Origin of the sequence: Bacillus sp. MHSD_36 (genome assembly GCF_030757775.1) — a bacterium.
In the GTDB taxonomy this organism is placed as follows: Bacteria; Bacillota; Bacilli; order Bacillales; family Bacillaceae_G; genus Bacillus_A.
The window spans coordinates 197646-215762 of record NZ_JAVBIS010000004.1 but is presented as its reverse complement, the minus strand read 5'-3'; the positions used below and the strand labels follow the sequence as shown (position 1 = coordinate 215762).

The following is an 18117-nucleotide window of genomic DNA, read 5'->3' as shown; positions in this document are numbered from 1 at the left end:
TTTCGGTCACAATGTTATCCTTTGAGCGTATCCATTTCATCTACATGAACTGTCGTACGATTACGATACAAAGCAATTAAAATAGCGAGTCCTACCGCCGCCTCCGCTGCTGCTACGGCCATCGTAAACAGGGAGAAAATTTGCCCTGTTAAATTTGGGAACAAACCTAACTTACTAAACGCTACTAAATTTAAATTGGCTGCGTTCAGCATTAATTCAATACAAACTAATACAATCACTGTATTGCGCTTCGTTAAAGCTCCAAACAAACCGATGCAAAACAAAATAATCGCAAGCGTTAAATACGCAGAAGCAGGCACGCTACTCATTGGAATCCTCCTCTTTCTCATCCTTCTTCGCAAGAATAATTGCGCCAACAAGTGCTACAAGTAAAATAACTGAGGTTAACTCAAATGGAATAATATATTTTGAATAGAGAAGTGTACCGATTTGAAGTGTGTTTTTTTCATGGAGAGGTAAACTTCCTTGTGCGCTTTCATTTGCAAAATCAATATTGTTAACAGCGAAATACATAACTGCTCCAAATGCTACAACCGCAAAGAAGATAATCCATTTTCGAAGAGTAAGACGCGATTCATTTTCTGCGTTATGTTTCGTTAACATAATGCCAAAAATCATAATAATTGTAATCGCACCCGAGTAAAGTAATATTTGTGCAACTCCGATAAATTCAGCTGATAAAAGAAAGTACAAACCTGCAATGCTGAGAAATGTTAGAACGAGAGCGAGCATCATATGCATGACTTTCGTTAAGTTCAACATAAGAACGCCGCCAACAATTGCAGACAAGGATAGTATAAAGAATGCTACAAACTCGCCATTCATGCTTTATTCTCCTTCCTGACGTTTTCATCGTTTTCGTCAAGCCACTGCAAATTTTTAAATAAGTCATCACGTGAATATTCCGCAAGCTCAAAGTTATTTGTCATAACAATCGCCTCTGTCGGACAAACTTCTGTACATAAATCACAAAGAATACAAATTTCAAAATTAATATCGTACGTGTCGATAATTTTCCCTTTTTTCGTAGGATCGGGATGTTTTTTCCCCGTTAACTGAATGCAGTCTGTCGGACAAATATTAGAGCACTGATTACAAACAATACACTTTTCCGGATAGAACTTTTGAATCCCTCGAAAACGGTCTGGCAGTGGCAACGGTTGATTCGGATAATCGTAAGTCACCTTCTTCTTGCTCAAATTGCTTAATGTATATTTTAATCCTTTAAATAGTCCTTTCATCTCTTACTGGCACCCCCCTCATAGATTAGAAGAATAACTCCTTAATCAATGCCGTTAAGAAAATATTTGCAAGTGCAATTGGCAATAATACTTTCCAGCCAAACTCCATTAACTGATCACCTCTTATACGCGGAAACGTAACGCGGAACCAAATTAATAGAAAAACTACACTGCTAAACTTTAAAGCAAACCATACGGCACCTGGAATAAATCCAAGGAACATTACTGGATTCCATCCACCTAAAAAGAGCACAGTAATTAAAGATGCCATCCCGAAGAAATATACGTACTCTGAAAGCATGAAAAACGCCCAGCGAAACCCTGAGTATTCCGTATGATATCCAGAAACAAGCTCTGATTCAGCTTCTGGTAAATCAAACGGCGTCCTATTTAACTCTGCTACCGCTGCGATTAAAAACACGACGAAACCGATTGGTTGCACGAAAATGTACCAAACATTCTCCTGTGCTGCTACGATTTCATTTAAATTTAGGCTACCCGCTAACAAAACGACCCCGATTACACTCATTACGAGCGGAATTTCATAAGAAATCATTTGCGCCGCCGCACGCATCCCTCCTAAAAGGGAGTATTTATTATTTGATGCCCATCCTCCGGTCACAACCCCAATCGTCGTAATGCCAGAAACTGCAATGTAATACAGTAAGCCTACACCAATATCCGCGAACTGAAATTTATCAGTAAATGGGATGACTGCAAGCACCATAAATGCTGGTGCAAATGCAATGACAGGTGCTAATATAAACAACGGTTTATCTGCCGCCTTCGGAATACTATCTTCTTTCAATAATAGTTTTAAAACATCGGCTACCGTTTGCAGTAAGCCGAACCGGCCCCCAACTTGGTTTGGCCCAATCCGCCCTTGCATAAAGCCCATCACTTTCCGCTCTGCCAAAATACCATATGTAACGAAGCCAAGAACCGCAAATAGTAGAAGCACCGCTAACCCGAAAAAAATGAAGAAATTCGTCCAGCTTGAAGGTGATTGTAAGAGCGTTTCAATCATTAGCCATCAACCTCCCCAAGTACAATATCAACTCCACCTAAAATCGTAATTAAATTGGCGATGTTTTCACCTTTCAATAACTTCGGTAAAATTTGCAAATTGTAAAAAGACGGCCTACGAAACTTCAAGCGGTATGGCTCTTTCTTTCCGTCACTAGCAATATAGCAACCAATCTCTCCGCGCGGCGACTCTATACGGACGAATGCTTCCCCCTTAGGCGCCTTAATAATCTTCGGCACTTTCGCAAGTACTGCTCCTTCTTTCGGGAACTGTTGGACAGCTTGCTCAACAATTTTTAACGATTCCTCAATTTCCTTCATGCGGCAAACATAACGATCCCAAGCATCCCCCACACTCCCAACAGGAATATCAAAATCAAAACGGTCGTAAATGGAGTACGGTTCATCCTTGCGAAGATCCCAGTTTACTCCGGTGCATCGTAAATTCGCTCCGCTTAAAGAATACGAAATCGCATCTTCCTCGCTATATATCCCAACGCCTTTTACACGATTTAAGAAAATCTCATTCCCACTAACGAGATCATGGTAACCTGCCAATTGCTCCCTCATATACGGAACAAACTCTTCCACTTTTTCAATCCAACCGTCCGGCGCATCCCACTTTACACCGCCGACTCTCATATAGTTAAAAGTAAGCCGGGCACCGCATAATTCATTTAATAAATTAATAATCATCTCGCGCTCACGAAACGCGTACAAAAACGGGCTAACTGCTCCTATATCCAGAAGATTTGTCCCCCACCAAACGAGATGGCTAGCAATCCTTCCAAGCTCCATCGCAAGCACCCGCAAGTATTCAGCCCGCTCCGGGATTTCAAGCCCCATCATCGTCTCTACAGCGTGGCAAATGACGTAATTATTCGTCATGGCCGATAAATAGTCCATTCGATCTGTATAAGGGATAATTTGCGTATACTGTAAGCTCTCTGCAATCTTTTCAGTCCCGCGATGTAAATATCCAATAACCGGTGTAGCTTCTTTAATAATTTCCCCGTCAATCTTAATAACAAGCCTGAACACACCATGCGTACTTGGATGCTGAGGACCTACATTCAAAAGCATTTCTTCCGTACGGATCATTTAGCTACACCTCCACATCATACGGTTCATAATCTTTTCTAAGCGGATGTCCTATCCAATCATCAGGCATTAAAATACGCGATAAATTCGGGTGTCCCTTAAATACAATGCCAAGCAAATCATAGGCTTCCCGCTCTGGCCAATCCGCTCCTTTCCAAAGCGCTGTCACCGATTCCACTTGCGGCGCTTCCCTATCCAGCTTCACCTTTACCGCTACTGACTGTTTCTTTCCATATGAAAATAAATGAACATACACTTCCATATGTGTCACAAAATCCGTCGCATGTAGCTCTGACATATAATCAAATGCAAGTCCCTCATGGAATCGCAGTAACTCCATTACTTCATAATATTTAGAGGTCTCGACCACAAGAGTTGGCACATCTTTTGAAAGTTTATTAATGTAGGAATCTACTAACGTATCCTCTCCTACTTTCCCCTTAATAACTTCAACATACTGATTTAAATACGGTTGATTCACGGATGGCTCTTCTGGCTTCGGCTCCTCTTCCTTCTTAATTTCAGCGCCTTTTGTCTTCGCTCTTGCAGCCGCAGCTGCTTTTGCTTTTGCTGCTGCAATTGCCTTCGCCTTTTCATCGCCTGAATCCCCATCACCTTGTACGGCCTTTTGCTTCGCTAGCGCCGCTGCTTTTGCCTTGGCTGCCGCCACAGCTTTCGCTTTTGCTTTTGCCTTTTCTTCTTCCGTTACCTCTTCTGTTCCTTCTCTTTTTTGCTTCGCTAACGCCGCTGCTTTTGCTTTCGCTGCGGCGGCTACCTTCGCCTTCGCTTTTGCCTTTTCTTCTTCCGTTACCTCTTCTGTTCCTTCTCTTTTTTGCTTCGCTAACGCCGCTGCTTTTGCTTTTGCTGCGGCGGCTGCCTTCGCCTTCGCTTTTGCCTTTTCTTCTCCCTTTACCTCTTCTGTTTCTTCCCTTTCTTGCTTCGCTAACGCCGCTGCTTTTGCTTTTGCGGCCGCAGCTGCGCGTCGTTTTGCTTCTTCCACAGTCATTTCGTCATTTTTTGGTAGCGCTTTCTCTTTTTCCTGATTTTCTTCCTCAAGTTTACTTATTTCTGCATCATGTTTCGCAACGAGACGCTTTCTCGCCTCTTCTTTCGCACGCCTAGCTGCTTCTCTTTTCAAGTCCTCTAATTCTTTGTTTAGATCACTCATTTATTCGTCACCTGCTTTCCCGTCTTTGCCTCGTAACGAATTTTTTCTTTTAATTTATTAATTCCATAAATTAAAGCAGCTGGATTTGGTGGGCAACCAGGAATATACACGTCAACTGGTACAATTTGATCCACGCCCTTCACAACAGCGTACGAATTTACATATGGGCCACCTGCTGTCGCACAAGATCCCATTGCAATAACCCATTTTGGTTCAGGCATTTGATCGTATAAACGCCTAACAATAGGAGCCATCTTCTTCGTTACCGTTCCCGATACAATCATAACGTCCGATTGCCTTGGTGAAGTCCGAAAAAATGACCCAAATCGATCTAAATCGTAATGCGATGAACCTACCCCCATCATTTCAATTGCACAGCATGCCAGTCCGAATGTCATCGGCCATAAAGAATTACTCCGTGCCCATCCCTTCAACTGTTCCAATGTAGAAAAAAAGATATTTCGTTCTAATTCCGCTCGCTCATTTGGATGTAACTCCTCAAAATTTATAACCATTGTAACACCTTCTTTTTCCAAGCATACGCTAATCCAACTAGCAACATTACAACAAAGATGAGCATTTCAATCAGTGCAAATAAACCGAGCTTGTCATATGCAACAGCCCATGGATATAAAAATAAAGTTTCTACATCAAAAATGACAAACAATAAAGCAAAAATATAATAACGAGCATGAAACCGAATATTTGCATCATGAAAAGGCTCAATCCCACTCTCATACGTCGTCGCTTTCGCTGCACTTGGTTTGTTTGGGCGCAGCATCTTTCCTAATGTAAGAGCCACTACCGGCAGCAATATGCCTAATAGCAAGAAAATCAAAACGATCATATAACTATTTTCATATACACTTACCATTGTGAAACCCTCCCCCCTGAATTAAGAACAAGTTCACTTAGTAAACAATATGTCCTAGTTGCAGTAATTATTATTTTTAAATTTTTCTAAATAATGCAACTATTTTAATCATTATAGCAAACTTCAAATTCCTATGTCGATATGTTGGGGACAGAAACGGGAATTATTAAAATCTATTTTTAGAACTCGCTATACCTGTGTAAAATAAGTATAGAAATTATATATACTTTTCAAGAAACAATAAAAAATCAAAAGAGGAAGTTATATGTATATACCGTGGGTGAGATAAATGAAAAAACAAACACATGTAAGTATTCTTATAAGCATCATATTGTTATCTGTAGCGATTCATTATGTGGCAATGCCTTTTCTATATGAATACTCATTTCCTTTTCAAATATTAATTGGAATGAGTACTTTATTCATTGATATTATCGCTTGTAGTTATATACTTTATTTTTCAAACAAGAAAGAAGGGTTACCTCGTTTATTTTGGACCATTTTATGTGTTGGAGCCCTCTCTTATTTCATTGGTGATATTATCGTTGCCTATCAGCGTTTAATTTTAAAGGACTACTATACATTCGTTGATCCGTCCGACTTTTTTTACCTACTTTTTTTAATTAGCTTTGCATTCGCCTTTCTATATGAAATCATTTATAACCGTGATTTATTAGAAAAGCTTTTTATGATATGTGATATTTGTATTATCGTTACAGCACAATTCACTTTAAGTTACTACTTACTTATTGAACGCACCATTCACATTTCTTCAACATCCTATATCGACATATTTGTTCAACTTACCTATCCAATGGCCGATTTACTCTTTTTTCTCATAGGAATCAATCTATTATTCAAGCCATTATCCTTATTATCAAAAAAAGTTGGTGCGCTTCTTGGCAGTGCTTTAATTTTATATGCTACTGCAGATGCGATTTATGCTTATATCAAATACTTCACACCTGAGTATTCCATGTTTACAGTTACTCCTCTCTATCAAGTAACTTTAGTACTAGTAGCAATCGCCTGTATCCTGCATACAAAAGAACCTGAAAGACACGAGCAAGTACTATTAACACCTAAACTTGGTGAATCGATCAGATTATCGTTACCTTATATTTCTGTAGTCATGCTTATTTTGTTTATACTAGTTGAATACGTTTTTGCACCTATCGTAGTAATTGGGCTTATGATAACTTTCTCCTTCGTTCTCATACGCCATAGTTTAGTGCGAAAACAAAATAAAGTATTATTACTAGCTCAAATGCAATTCAACTCAGAACTCGAAAAACAAATTGAACTACGTACAGAAGATTTAGTAGAACAAAAAAATGAACTATACCATAACCAACAAATGTTTAAATCTTTATATGAGCACCATCCAGATCCAATTTTTACATTAGACTTGTACGGTAATTTTCTCAACGTGAACAACGCTGGTACGACTTTACTCGGTTATCAAACGAATGAATTATTAAAACAACCATACTATTCACTTACGTATGAAGAAGATTTGGAAGAGATTATTAATGCCTTCCATCGCGTAAAAAAGGGAAAATCTATTTCTTTAGAAGTACGGGCGTATCATAAAAATAGAGATATTTACTACTTGCATGTTACAGCTGTTCCTATCTTTTTAAAAAATCATATTTCTGGCGTTTATTTAATGATTAAAGATATTACGGAAAGCAAACAACAGCAAGAACAAATTAACTTTCTAGCCTACCATGATACATTAACAGAGCTTGCAAATCGTCGTGCATTTCATCAATATGTAGAACAAGCAATTGCTCGATCCAAAATATCAAAAAGGCCTTTTGCTGTTATGTTCCTCGACCTAGACCGCTTTAAAGTTATTAACGACACCCTCGGTCATAGGGTGGGAGACCTTCTATTAATTGCAGTAGCAAAAAGACTTGAAAGAATAGCAACACCAAATATGAAACTTGCCCGATTAGCTGGGGATGAATTCACAATCCTTATTGAGAATTATCAAAAAAGGCCAGATGTAAAAAAAATAGCTGATGCGATTGTAGCAGACATGAACGAACCATTCGAAATTGAAAGTCAACATTTAAAAATCTCACCAAGCATCGGGATTGCAATATATCCTGAAGCAGGTGAAGATCCATTATCAATCTTGCAGCATGCCGATATGGCCATGTATGAAGCAAAAAACAAAGGAAAAAACGGTAGCTCTCTGTACACGAAAGAATTGTATAAAAAAATGGAACGAAAAGCTCGAATTGAAAAAGATTTACCACTCGCTTTAGTAAACGAAGAGTTTTATGTCGTTTATCAACCACAAATTGATATTACGACGAAAAAAATTATTGGAGCTGAAGCATTAATACGCTGGAGACACCCACTCCTAGGTGACATTCCGCCATGTGAGTTCATTCCAATTGTAGAGGAGACTCCGCAGGTCATTCCACTCGGTCATTGGGTATTAAAAGAATCTTGTCGCCAGTTAAAAATATGGCATACTTTTGGCTATACAGATTTAAAAATAAGTGTGAACTTATCAGCAAAGGAGTTCCAGCAAGATAATTTAATCGAGAACATTTCACAAATACTAACAGACCTTAACATCGATCCCAAATATGTAACACTTGAGTTAACAGAACGAATTGCGATGATTGATGAAAAAGAAACGTTATTAAGACTAAAACAATTAAAGGAATATGGTATTCAAACATCCATTGATGACTTCGGTACCGGCTATTCTTCTCTCGCTTATTTATCAATTTTCCCTATCGATACATTAAAAGTACCGAGAGAATTTACACAACTCGCTGATCACCGTCCTGAAGAAAGAGCTATCGTCTCCACTATCCTTTCCCTTGCAAATACGTTAAATCTTTCTGTCGTTGCTGAAGGAATTGAAACAGAACAACAACTTAAATTTCTACAAAAAAACAACTGTAAGTATATGCAAGGTTACTATTTCAGTAAACCACTTACGAGTCATCAATTTATAAAGTTCCTACAAAAAACCCCCAGTATGAACCAATAGCTCATACTGGGGGTTTTATAAAACAAATTATCAATGTGGGATGTCCCACTTTATAGTGTCGGAATTGTTTTCTCGTAATATTCCTCTGCAATCTCTTCATAAAAAGCTGCTGACGTCGTATAAAAATATGGAATTAGCCATAGAAACCCAATCCCGAGTGTAATACAACTTAATATAAACCAGCCAATAAAGCTTAAACATAAAATGAAATACTCCATCTTATGCCCATCCATCATACGACGGCTTTCTGTAATAGCTTGATTGATAGAATACTCAGGGTGATCATTTATTATAAAATACGTCATCGCATAAGAAAATGATTTAATAATGCCCGGAATAATAAATAGTAAAAACCATAAGAAAAGATAAATGTTCACTACTATATATAATAAAAATGACTTTATAAACTTACTTCCTTCTGTAAACCATCTGAATATATGCCCGATACGCGCTTCTTTTTCACGAATGATATGCAGTGCTAAACAATAGCCACCTAACGTTAATGGACCTATCATCAATATTGAAATAACATCTACTGAAAGTGAGCTATTTACTTCTTTCCAATCCCAAACCTGAGAGAAAATGAATTTAATACTAAAACTAAAAGCTGAAGTGAGAATCGAAATAAGTAATGTTGCCCCAACAGCTAAGCCCCATTTTCCTTCTAATGAATCTAGCGCTTCTCCTTTTAAATCACTAATCATACTTTTCCTCCTATACGTAATAACTCTATTAGTATAGCATGTTCCTACTACAATTGATCTTTTGAAAGATGGCGATAAAAATGCGCTGTCGTTGTACTCATATACGGGCTAAGCCAAAGAAAGCCTATTCCAAGTGTAAAAATCGCTAAAATTGCCCAACCTATAAAACTCAGCCATAACAGAAACAAATCCAATTTGTGCCCCTTCATAAGATGCTTACTTTCTTTCATCGCCTGTGACACACTATACTCTGGATTTTCAACCATAACATAGTACGTCAGCGCATAAGAAAAGTACATCACAATCATACCAACGATTGAAATAGCCAATAATACAAAGAAAGCAATAGCAAACGATGTATTTCCTTCTTCACCTAAAAATGCAAATAAGGCTACTAGCAACATCGGAATCCATGTACCTGTATATAATAAAATCGCAAGCATTGCCCACATTGTTTTCATCATTCTTTTAAAGCCACGAAATCCCTCGAATAAGTAATCTACTTTAGCATCTTCTCGTTTACTAATCTGTAAAAATACATTTGTATAACCGTATGATGTAATCCCATACGATGCGTTACCTAAAATTATCATAATGCAATAAAAAATCCCGAATGTAACGCCTGCTCCAATTGATATTGTTTCCTCTTCAACCGAACCTACTAAAACAGCAAATAAGAAAAATATAATAATTCCTGGAATTAAAAGTATAAGCATTGCAGCCATTGAAACAACATAACTTAAAATAAAATATAAAATCGTTGATCCAACACCTAGTCCCCAATTTCCTTTTAAAGAGTGCAATGCTTCTCGTTTCATTTCACCGATCATTTATTCATCCCCTTTATAAATTGTTGTACATTCTCTACTTATACGAGCAACAATATAATTATACCATTTTTGTAAAATTATCCATAAACAACATAAAAAAATCCGTAAAGGCAAAGCCTTTACGGATTTTTTATTTCATATCGGAAACGTTTAAACGGTTCACAGCACGTTGTAATGCCATTTCTGCACGTTTAAAGTCAACATGTGCTTGTTTATCTTGCAGACGTTGCTCAGCGCGACGCTTCGCTTCATTTGCACGATGGATATCGATATGGTTTGCTTCTTCAGCAGATGATGATAATACAGTTACTTTATCTGGACGAACTTCGATAAAGCCACCGCTTACCGCTACATAATCAGTGTGTCCACCATTTTTCAGACGAACTGCACTAATTTTTAATGGTGCAACAGTTGGAATGTGACCCGGTAAGATCCCCATTTCCCCACTCTCTGCTTTTACGCTTACCATTTCTACTTCTTTTTCGTAAACCGGTCCATCAGGAGTTACAATACTGACTGGAAATGTCTTCATACTTCGTCCCTCCTAAGGCCTTACGCCATCATTTTCTTCGCGTTTTCAATAACTTCTTCAATGCCACCAACAAGGCGGAATGCATCTTCTGGAAGGTCATCATATTTTCCTTCTAGAATTTCTTTAAATCCGCTAACTGTATTTTTTACAGGTACATAAGAACCTTTTTGACCTGTAAACTGCTCAGCTACGTGGAAGTTTTGAGATAAGAAGAATTGAATACGACGAGCACGATGTACAACTAACTTATCTTCTTCAGATAACTCATCCATACCTAAGATAGCGATGATATCTTGAAGCTCTTTATAACGCTGTAAAGTTTGCTGTACTTGACGAGCTACTTCATAATGCTCTTCCCCTACGATTTCTGGAGAAAGTGCACGAGATGTAGATGCTAATGGATCTACGGCTGGGTAAATACCCATTTGTGTTAAACGACGCTCTAAGTTTGTTGTTGCATCTAAGTGAGCGAACGTTGTAGCTGGTGCTGGATCCGTATAGTCATCGGCTGGTACATATACCGCTTGGATAGACGTGATAGATCCTTTATTTGTAGATGTAATACGCTCTTGTAATTGACCCATTTCTGTTGCAAGTGTTGGTTGGTAACCTACCGCAGATGGCATACGACCAAGAAGGGCAGATACTTCAGAACCTGCTTGCGTGAAACGGAAGATGTTATCGATGAACAGAAGTACGTCTTGTCCTTGCTCATCACGGAAATGCTCAGCCATTGTTAATCCTGTTAATGCAACACGTTGACGTGCTCCAGGTGGCTCGTTCATTTGTCCGAATACCATCGCAGTTTTCTTAATTACGCCTGAATCGCTCATTTCGTGGTATAAGTCATTACCCTCACGAGTACGCTCACCTACACCAGCGAATACAGAGATACCACCGTGCTCTTGTGCGATGTTATTGATTAATTCCTGAATTAATACTGTTTTACCTACACCGGCACCACCGAATAGACCGATCTTACCACCCTTAATGTAAGGAGCAAGTAAGTCTACTACTTTAATACCAGTTTCAAGAATTTCTACTTTAGTAGATAATTCTTCGAATGCAGGTGCTTGACGGTGAATTGGATCACGATGTACATCTGCAGGAACCTCACCATCTAAGTCAATTGCATCACCTAATACGTTAAATACGCGACCAAGTGTTACATCACCAACTGGTACAGAGATTGGTTTACCAGTATCTTCTACTTCTGTGCCACGAACAAGTCCATCTGTGGAAGACATCGCAACTGTACGAACTGTATCATCACCTAAATGAAGTGCAACTTCAAATGTTAAGTTAATACTTCCGTTTTCGTTGCTTTGTTTTACCGTAAGGGCGTTGTAGATTTCTGGTAGCTTTCCGCCATCAAACTTAACGTCTACAACCGGACCCATGATTTGCGTAACGCGCCCTTTATTCATCGGGTTCCCTCCTAGCTTTCTTTTAATTAGCCAACTTTCTACGAGCAGCTAGCTTTTCATTTTTTATTGGTTTATAGCTTACGCGACTCTTTTGAAAGAGTCGCTTCCGCTTTTTATTGAATCTAGCTCCAGCGGTTAGAATGTTCGGTGGCTTCGCTTTTTCCTAAGAGGCACAAATCGCCTCTACGTCAAAAGCTCCATCCCCCTCTCATTCTGAACGAACCGCTTCTGCCTTTTAATACTATTCTAACGCTGCTGCTCCACCAACGATTTCCGTAATTTCTTGCGTAATCGCTGCCTGACGCGCACGGTTGAATGAAAGTGTAAGTGAATCGATAACTTCCATTGCGTTGTCTGTAGCACTCTTCATTGCTGTCATACGCGCTGCGTGTTCACTTGCTTTACCGTCTAGTAATGCACCGTACACTAAGCTTTCTGCGTATTGTGGCAATAGTACTTTTAAAATTTCTTCTTCAGAAGGTTCGAATTCATAAGCTGTCGTCGGTTTATCAGACGCCACATCGGTAAGCGGTAAAATTTTATTTTCCGTTACTTCTTGTGAAATTTTACTTACGTAATGGTTGTAGTAAATATACAGCTCATCATAAGCACCATCTGCAAACATCGCAATTGCTCGAGAAGCAAGATCTTTAATATCAGTAAATGATGGGTGGTCAGATAGTCCAACTACTTCATCAATGATGTTAAAGCCGCGACGTTTTAAATAATCACGTCCTAGTCGTCCAAGCACAATAATTGAATATTGGTTTGAATCCATATTATGACGTTCACGAATTACGTTACTTACTGTACGTAATACGTTACTGTTATAACCACCTGCTAGTCCGCGATCAGATGTAATAACGATGTATCCTGTACGCTTTACAGGACGCGCATTTAGCATCGGATGATTAATTCCTTTACTTCCTTGCGCAATGCTCGCTACTACTTCTTGAATCTTTTCCATATACGGAACGAAAGATTTAGCATTTTGCTCTGCACGGTTTAACTTAGATGCAGATACCATCTCCATCGCTTTCGTAATTTGACTCGTTTTCTTTGTCGAGTTAATCTTCGCTTTTATATCGCGTAAAGATGCCACAGGTTTTCACCACCTTTTTTCCGGAAGTTGGCACGATTAGTAAGAATCCTCTTCCTAATCTACGTTGCAAGATATTCTTGCTCATGATTGAAGGAAAAGAATAGGTGCACCTACTCTTTTCCTTTACATAACCGTCAGCAATCTCAGAAATTGAGATGCCTATATATATACTCTCTAGCTGCAGCGGCTTAAACGAGCCGCTTCCGCTTGTATTAATCTAGTTCCGCCTCCTAGCCCCTTTCGTCTAAGAACCTTCCCCACAAGAAGGTAAAAAGCACCTTCTGTGAGAAAGAACCTTAGCCGATGTGGCTGAACAGTCGGCTTCACTTTTTATTATTATTCAGAAGCTACGAATACTTTTTTAAATCCATTAATTGCTGCTGCAAATTTGTCGTCATCCGCAAGTTTCTTAGTTGTGCGGATTTCTTCTAATAAGTCAGTCGCATTAGAATCTAACCAAGCATGGAATTCTTCTTCGAAACGAGTGATATCTACTACTGGGATATCATCTAGGAATCCACGTGTTAAAGCGTAAAGAATGATAACTTGTTTCTCTACACGTAACGGTTTGTGTAATCCTTGTTTTAATACCTCAACAGTACGAGCACCACGGTTTAGTTTCGCTTGAGTTGCTTTATCAAGGTCAGAACCGAACTGAGCGAACGCTTCTAACTCACGGTAAGATGCAAGGTCAAGACGAAGTGTACCTGATACTTTACTCATTGCTTTAATCTGAGCAGATCCACCTACACGAGATACAGAAGTACCCGCATCGATCGCTGGACGTACGCCAGAGAAGAATAGGTCAGATTGTAAGAAGATTTGTCCATCCGTAATCGAGATTACGTTTGTTGGGATGTAAGCTGATACGTCCCCTGCTTGTGTTTCGATGAAAGGTAGTGCAGTTAAAGAACCGCCGCCTTTTGCATCACTTAATTTTGCTGCACGCTCTAATAAGCGAGAATGTAAGTAGAATACATCCCCTGGGTAAGCTTCACGACCTGGAGGACGACGTAATAGTAATGACAGCTCACGGTAAGCTGCTGCTTGTTTTGATAAGTCATCATATACTACTAATACGTGTTTACCATTGTACATGAACTCTTCACCCATTGTTACACCAGCGTAAGGAGCTAGGTATAATAATGGAGCTGGTTGAGAAGCAGATGCAGTTACAACGATTGTGTACTCTAATGCACCGTGCTTACGTAGTGTTTCTACTACGTTACGTACAGTTGATTCTTTTTGTCCGATTGCTACGTAGATACAAATCATATCTTCATCTTTTTGGTTAATGATTGTATCAAGTGCAACTGCTGTTTTACCAGTTTGACGGTCACCGATGATTAACTCACGTTGACCACGGCCAATTGGTACAAGAGCATCGATCGCTTTAATACCTGTTTGAAGTGGTTCATGAACAGATTTACGATCCATTACACCTGGTGCTGGACTTTCGATTGGACGAGTGTTTGTTGTATTGATTGGGCCTAAACCATCAACTGGTTGACCTAATGGGTTTACAACACGACCAATTAGTTCTTTTCCTACTGGTACTTGCATGATGCGACCAGTACGACGAACTTCGTCACCTTCACGGATTTCCGTGTAAGGTCCTAAAATGATAATACCTACGTTATTTTCCTCTAAGTTTTGTGCTAGTCCCATAACGCCGTTAGAGAACTCTACAAGTTCACCAGCCATAACGTTATCAAGACCATGAGCACGCGCGATACCGTCACCAACTTGGATAACTGTACCAACATCACTAACTTCGATTTCAGACTGATAGTTCTCAATTTGTTGCTTTATCAGTGCGCTAATTTCTTCAGCTCTGATGCTCATGTGCTTCACCCCTATCTATTCTTCATTAATTCACGCTGAATACGTGCTAATTTTCCTTGTAAACTTCCATCATAAATGCGATTTCCAATACGTACTTTAATGCCGCCTAGTAAATCTTCATCTACAACATTTTTTACGCGAATTGCATCTTTTCCTGTTCTCTTTGCAAATGCTTCTGCAATGTTAAGCTTCTCTTCTTCTGATAGAAGACGAGTAGAATATACAGTTGCGTCCGCTACGTTACGTTCTTCATTAGCAAGAACAACATATTCATCTGCAATTTCAGGTAAGATATCAATGCGTTTGTTATCAATTAAAATATATAACGTATTTAAAATAGATTCAGAAACAGATCCGAATACGTTTGCAAGAAACGTTTTCTTTTGTTCCTTTGAAATGTTCGGTTGCGTTAAAAAGCTATGTAGTTCTCCGTTCTTTACATAAACGTTTTGTACAAGGCGTAATTCCTCTTCAAACATTTCTAATACGTGTTTTTCTTTAGCAATTTTAAAAAGAGCGACAGCATAACGTTTTGCTACAATCCCATTGCTCATCGCGCTTCTCCTACTTCTTTAATATAATCGCGAATTAACTTCACTTGATCTTCTTCTTTTAATTCTTTTTCAATTACTTTAGAAGCAATTTGAACAGATAAAGAAGCAACTTGTTCTTGTAAAGCAGCAATTGCTTGCTCTTTTTCGCGTTGAATTTCTTGTACAGCAGATGCTTTAATTGATTCTGCTTCTTCTTTCGCAGCAGCAACAATAACATCTTTTTGATCTACAGCTTGCTTTTTCGCTCTTTCGATTAACTCTTGTGCTTCAACACGTGATTGTTTTAACATTTCACGTTGTTCTTCTACTAACTTCTTCGCCTCAGCATTACTTCTTTCTGCAGCGTCGATTTCATTAGTAACATGCTCTTCACGTTCTTTCATAATTCCCATTAAAGGACCCCACGCAAATTTGCGTAGCATTACTAATAGAAGTAAGAAAATGAACAATGTATAAGCAATCGTTCCAAATGGAATGGCAGCACCTAATAATAAAGTTGGCACAAGGATTCACTCCCTTCAAAATATCTAAATTGATCATATGAAAAAAAAAGACATACGTTTCATTCATAAAGCAATGGCGAAGAAAGTTCGGAAAAACACTCTTCGCCATCTATGTAAGGGGAGTCTCCCTTATTTGTTCATTACGATGAAAGCAATAACTACACCGATGATTGGAAGTGCCTCAACTAAAGCAACCCCGATGAACATAATTGTTTGAAGCGCGCCTTTTAATTCTGGTTGACGAGCAACACCTTCGATTGTACGTGATACGATAAGACCGTTACCAATACCTGCACCTAATGCTGATAAACCAATTGCAATTGCAGCTGCGATTACACCTAAACTCATTTAATTTGTCCTCCTTTGTATTATAAAAAAATAATTTTTTTCTTACTTAAATTATATTAATGGTCATGGCTTACTTTATGAGCCATATAAACCATCGTTAACATTACGAAAATAAATGCTTGGATTGAACCAACGAATACACTGAATCCCATCCACGCTAACATAGGTACAAGTGCACCTAATGCGCCAAGGAATGATGCTCCACCCAACTTAGCAAGTAATCCTAATAAGATCTCACCTGCATAAATGTTACCAAATAAACGAAGACCTAACGTTAATGTGTTAGCAAACTCCTCAATAACCTTTAATGGGAATAAGAATTTCATAGGTTGGAAATAACCTTTTACATATTCTTTCGTACCCTTCATCTTAATTCCATAATAATGGGTGAGGGTAACTACCATCACGGCTAATGTTAATGTAACTGCTGGATCAGACGTTGGTGATCTCCACCATGCAATATGTTCGCCAGCTTCAGTTGCTGAATACATGAATGGTAAACCAAGGAAGTTCGATACGATGATAAACATGATAAGCGTAACGCCAAGCGTTAAGAAACGTCCACCTGTTTTCCAGTCCATCGTACTATTGATAATCCCTTTCACGAAGTCAAACACCCATTCCATGAAGTTTTGCATTCCTGTTGGGCGAAGAGCTAAGCTGCGAGTTCCGATAACAGCGATTAAAAAAACAATAACTGCTGCTACAGTAACCATCATAACTGACGACAAATCGAACGTTAAACCTAGAAATTCAACTAATCTACCGTGTTCCACTAGTAATTCACCTCTCTTCCCTGCTCTTATACTCTAAATAAAGAAAATCTATGATCATGACAAGGTATCCTGTCAGCAATCCTACACCTAAGCCCCACATCGCAATTAACTCTTGATATTTGGCTGCAAATAAAATTAATAACCCAATCGTGGCGAATCTTGAATATGTACTTACCGCTGTTGCCTTAAACTTCACGTTTTCTCCATTTGTTACGCGATCCAACAGCTTGTCTGTTCTACGTGCAATGATGCGCAAACTAAGAAAACTGAAAATCGTCCCGATAATCAGCCCAAGAAATACATCCTTGTAAGAGGTGAATCCCCATCCTAGCACTAGAAGCGCAAGCAAGTAGTACATATATTTCTTTTGTCTTTGGACAAGTCCATGTACGTCTATCATCATTGCTCTCCCGAATAGTAATGTCGAATGAGTCGAATCATTGCGTATACCCCTGTTCCTAATCCGAGTAATAACCCTATAATAAGAAACAACGGAAACGTTCCAACCTTATTATCAATCCACTGCCCACCAAAGATCCCAACAAGAATAGAACCGACTAACTGAGCAAGAATACCTGACATTAAAGCATAAGCTTTTATATGGCTGCGATCGTTTTTTTGCAAGGATTCATCCCTCCAATATGTAACCCTCATTCACGATGTGTTAATAATAACTCATTTTTTTGCATAAATCCTATACAAAACAAAAAGTTTACATTTTCGTCACGGAATAGATGTAATTTTGTCACTGAAAGCCCTACCATCTATCCCCGTTGTTAGCATACAATAGGGTATTAACAGTGTCAACGAGAAATCGTAAAAAATCAAAAAATTTGAGTATTAGTCATTTCCTCCCAAAAATGAAAACGTTCCCCTTCTAAATACTGGTTAGAGATATGCAATTTCTAACAGTTTTCTCATTATAATAGAAGGAAATGTTCACAAGTTTGTCACTATTATATTTTTACGATATAACGCTTTCCTTCCATAATATAGTGCTCCTTAGACGTAAGACTTCTATATTATATGTGATGTGTATACAACTT

22 protein-coding genes are annotated in these 18117 nt (G+C 38.7%); 1 reads left to right on the top strand and 21 read right to left on the bottom strand.

The window, feature by feature from the left end:
• Window positions 1-14: 14 nt before the first annotated feature.
• From nuoK to nuoA, 8 genes are read right to left on the bottom strand one after another with little or no spacing between them, the layout of a single operon-like run.
• Window positions 15-329, bottom strand: a complete 315-nt coding sequence (gene nuoK / locus Q9B79_RS18255; protein ID WP_000100078.1) for an NADH-quinone oxidoreductase subunit NuoK — start codon at window positions 327-329, stop codon at window positions 15-17.
• Window positions 322-846 (bottom strand): NADH-quinone oxidoreductase subunit J, encoded by a 525-nt coding sequence (locus Q9B79_RS18250; RefSeq protein WP_306186405.1) that lies wholly within the window; start codon window positions 844-846, stop codon window positions 322-324. The genes nuoK and Q9B79_RS18250 overlap by 8 nt, the downstream gene beginning before the upstream one ends.
• Window positions 843-1262, bottom strand: coding sequence for an NADH-quinone oxidoreductase subunit NuoI (nuoI, locus tag Q9B79_RS18245; protein ID WP_000677191.1), 420 nt, complete (start codon window positions 1260-1262; stop codon window positions 843-845). The genes Q9B79_RS18250 and nuoI overlap by 4 nt, the downstream gene beginning before the upstream one ends.
• Before the next feature lie 25 nt (window positions 1263-1287).
• Window positions 1288-2289 carry an NADH-quinone oxidoreductase subunit NuoH gene (gene nuoH, locus Q9B79_RS18240; RefSeq protein ID WP_000573437.1) on the bottom strand — a complete coding sequence of 334 codons (1002 nt, stop codon included), beginning with the start codon at window positions 2287-2289 and terminating at the stop codon, window positions 1288-1290.
• Window positions 2289-3389, bottom strand: a complete 1101-nt coding sequence (gene nuoD, locus Q9B79_RS18235; RefSeq protein WP_000621448.1) for an NADH-quinone oxidoreductase subunit NuoD — start codon at window positions 3387-3389, stop codon at window positions 2289-2291. The genes nuoH and nuoD overlap by 1 nt, the downstream gene beginning before the upstream one ends.
• A gap of 4 nt (window positions 3390-3393) precedes the next feature.
• On the bottom strand, window positions 3394-4557 hold the full coding sequence (locus Q9B79_RS18230) for an NADH-quinone oxidoreductase subunit C (RefSeq protein ID WP_306186401.1): 1164 nt from the start codon (window positions 4555-4557) through the stop codon (window positions 3394-3396).
• Window positions 4554-5072, bottom strand: a complete 519-nt coding sequence (gene nuoB / locus Q9B79_RS18225) for an NADH-quinone oxidoreductase subunit NuoB (protein ID WP_000236331.1) — start codon at window positions 5070-5072, stop codon at window positions 4554-4556. The genes Q9B79_RS18230 and nuoB overlap by 4 nt, the downstream gene beginning before the upstream one ends.
• Window positions 5063-5431 carry an NADH-quinone oxidoreductase subunit NuoA gene (gene nuoA / locus Q9B79_RS18220; protein ID WP_306186398.1) on the bottom strand — a complete coding sequence of 123 codons (369 nt, stop codon included), beginning with the start codon at window positions 5429-5431 and terminating at the stop codon, window positions 5063-5065. Before nuoA ends, nuoB begins: the two co-directional genes overlap by 10 nt.
• A gap of 289 nt (window positions 5432-5720) precedes the next feature.
• On the opposite strand from nuoA, the gene Q9B79_RS18215 reads away from it, so the two are divergent.
• Complete coding sequence (locus Q9B79_RS18215) at window positions 5721-8450, top strand: putative bifunctional diguanylate cyclase/phosphodiesterase (RefSeq protein WP_306186396.1); 2730 nt, start codon at window positions 5721-5723, stop codon at window positions 8448-8450.
• Between the two features lie 50 nt (window positions 8451-8500).
• On the opposite strand, the gene Q9B79_RS18210 is transcribed toward Q9B79_RS18215, so the two are convergent.
• From Q9B79_RS18210 to Q9B79_RS18150, 13 genes are all read right to left on the bottom strand, one after another.
• Complete coding sequence (locus tag Q9B79_RS18210) at window positions 8501-9154, bottom strand: DUF975 family protein (protein ID WP_306186394.1); 654 nt, start codon at window positions 9152-9154, stop codon at window positions 8501-8503.
• Window positions 9155-9201: 47 nt separating this feature from the next.
• Window positions 9202-9984 (bottom strand): DUF975 family protein, encoded by a 783-nt coding sequence (locus Q9B79_RS18205; RefSeq protein WP_306186392.1) that lies wholly within the window; start codon window positions 9982-9984, stop codon window positions 9202-9204.
• A gap of 130 nt (window positions 9985-10114) precedes the next feature.
• Entirely contained in the window at window positions 10115-10516 is a 402-nt protein-coding gene (gene atpC, locus Q9B79_RS18200) for a F0F1 ATP synthase subunit epsilon (protein ID WP_000847211.1), read from the bottom strand.
• A 20-nt stretch (window positions 10517-10536) separates the two neighbouring features.
• Entirely contained in the window at window positions 10537-11943 is a 1407-nt protein-coding gene (atpD, locus tag Q9B79_RS18195; protein ID WP_001032593.1) for a F0F1 ATP synthase subunit beta, read from the bottom strand.
• 241 nt (window positions 11944-12184) lie between these two features.
• Window positions 12185-13045, bottom strand: coding sequence for a F0F1 ATP synthase subunit gamma (gene atpG, locus Q9B79_RS18190; protein WP_000157696.1), 861 nt, complete (start codon window positions 13043-13045; stop codon window positions 12185-12187).
• Window positions 13046-13381: 336 nt separating this feature from the next.
• Entirely contained in the window at window positions 13382-14890 is a 1509-nt protein-coding gene (gene atpA / locus Q9B79_RS18185) for a F0F1 ATP synthase subunit alpha (protein WP_000027518.1), read from the bottom strand.
• An 11-nt stretch (window positions 14891-14901) separates the two neighbouring features.
• Window positions 14902-15444, bottom strand: a complete 543-nt coding sequence (atpH, locus tag Q9B79_RS18180) for a F0F1 ATP synthase subunit delta (RefSeq protein WP_000064683.1) — start codon at window positions 15442-15444, stop codon at window positions 14902-14904.
• Window positions 15441-15947 carry a F0F1 ATP synthase subunit B gene (gene atpF, locus Q9B79_RS18175; protein WP_001142618.1) on the bottom strand — a complete coding sequence of 169 codons (507 nt, stop codon included), beginning with the start codon at window positions 15945-15947 and terminating at the stop codon, window positions 15441-15443. Before atpF ends, atpH begins: the two co-directional genes overlap by 4 nt.
• A gap of 129 nt (window positions 15948-16076) precedes the next feature.
• A complete protein-coding gene (gene atpE, locus Q9B79_RS18170) occupies window positions 16077-16295 on the bottom strand; it encodes a F0F1 ATP synthase subunit C (RefSeq protein WP_000052064.1) in 219 nt (72 codons plus the stop codon).
• Window positions 16296-16351: 56 nt separating this feature from the next.
• Window positions 16352-17071 (bottom strand): F0F1 ATP synthase subunit A, encoded by a 720-nt coding sequence (gene atpB, locus Q9B79_RS18165; RefSeq protein WP_086392762.1) that lies wholly within the window; start codon window positions 17069-17071, stop codon window positions 16352-16354.
• A gap of 7 nt (window positions 17072-17078) precedes the next feature.
• Window positions 17079-17471, bottom strand: coding sequence for an ATP synthase subunit I (locus tag Q9B79_RS18160; RefSeq protein WP_000567600.1), 393 nt, complete (start codon window positions 17469-17471; stop codon window positions 17079-17081).
• On the bottom strand, window positions 17471-17695 hold the full coding sequence (locus Q9B79_RS18155; RefSeq protein WP_001171223.1) for an AtpZ/AtpI family protein: 225 nt from the start codon (window positions 17693-17695) through the stop codon (window positions 17471-17473). The genes Q9B79_RS18160 and Q9B79_RS18155 overlap by 1 nt, the downstream gene beginning before the upstream one ends.
• 26 nt (window positions 17696-17721) lie before the next feature.
• On the bottom strand, window positions 17722-17835 hold the full coding sequence (locus tag Q9B79_RS18150; protein WP_000232962.1) for a DUF4024 domain-containing protein: 114 nt from the start codon (window positions 17833-17835) through the stop codon (window positions 17722-17724).
• Between the last annotated feature and the right edge of the window lie 282 nt (window positions 17836-18117).

Coding starts and splice junctions, on each gene's coding strand:
- nuoK (WP_000100078.1), bottom strand. CDS start 329: ATGAGTAGCGTGCCTGCTTCTGCGTATTTAACGCTTGCGATTATTTTG.
- Q9B79_RS18250 (WP_306186405.1), bottom strand. CDS start 846: ATGAATGGCGAGTTTGTAGCATTCTTTATACTATCCTTGTCTGCAATT.
- nuoI (WP_000677191.1), bottom strand. CDS start 1,262: ATGAAAGGACTATTTAAAGGATTAAAATATACATTAAGCAATTTGAGC.
- nuoH (WP_000573437.1), bottom strand. CDS start 2,289: ATGATTGAAACGCTCTTACAATCACCTTCAAGCTGGACGAATTTCTTC.
- nuoD (WP_000621448.1), bottom strand. CDS start 3,389: ATGATCCGTACGGAAGAAATGCTTTTGAATGTAGGTCCTCAGCATCCA.
- Q9B79_RS18230 (WP_306186401.1), bottom strand. CDS start 4,557: ATGAGTGATCTAAACAAAGAATTAGAGGACTTGAAAAGAGAAGCAGCT.
- nuoB (WP_000236331.1), bottom strand. CDS start 5,072: ATGGTTATAAATTTTGAGGAGTTACATCCAAATGAGCGAGCGGAATTA.
- nuoA (WP_306186398.1), bottom strand. CDS start 5,431: ATGGTAAGTGTATATGAAAATAGTTATATGATCGTTTTGATTTTCTTG.
- Q9B79_RS18215 (WP_306186396.1), top strand. CDS start 5,721: ATGAAAAAACAAACACATGTAAGTATTCTTATAAGCATCATATTGTTA.
- Q9B79_RS18210 (WP_306186394.1), bottom strand. CDS start 9,154: ATGATTAGTGATTTAAAAGGAGAAGCGCTAGATTCATTAGAAGGAAAA.
- Q9B79_RS18205 (WP_306186392.1), bottom strand. CDS start 9,984: ATGATCGGTGAAATGAAACGAGAAGCATTGCACTCTTTAAAAGGAAAT.
- atpC (WP_000847211.1), bottom strand. CDS start 10,516: ATGAAGACATTTCCAGTCAGTATTGTAACTCCTGATGGACCGGTTTAC.
- atpD (WP_001032593.1), bottom strand. CDS start 11,943: ATGAATAAAGGGCGCGTTACGCAAATCATGGGTCCGGTTGTAGACGTT.
- atpA (WP_000027518.1), bottom strand. CDS start 14,890: ATGAGCATCAGAGCTGAAGAAATTAGCGCACTGATAAAGCAACAAATT.
- atpH (WP_000064683.1), bottom strand. CDS start 15,444: ATGAGCAATGGGATTGTAGCAAAACGTTATGCTGTCGCTCTTTTTAAA.
- atpE (WP_000052064.1), bottom strand. CDS start 16,295: ATGAGTTTAGGTGTAATCGCAGCTGCAATTGCAATTGGTTTATCAGCA.
- Q9B79_RS18160 (WP_000567600.1), bottom strand. CDS start 17,471: ATGATAGACGTACATGGACTTGTCCAAAGACAAAAGAAATATATGTAC.
- Q9B79_RS18150 (WP_000232962.1), bottom strand. CDS start 17,835: ATGGTAGGGCTTTCAGTGACAAAATTACATCTATTCCGTGACGAAAAT.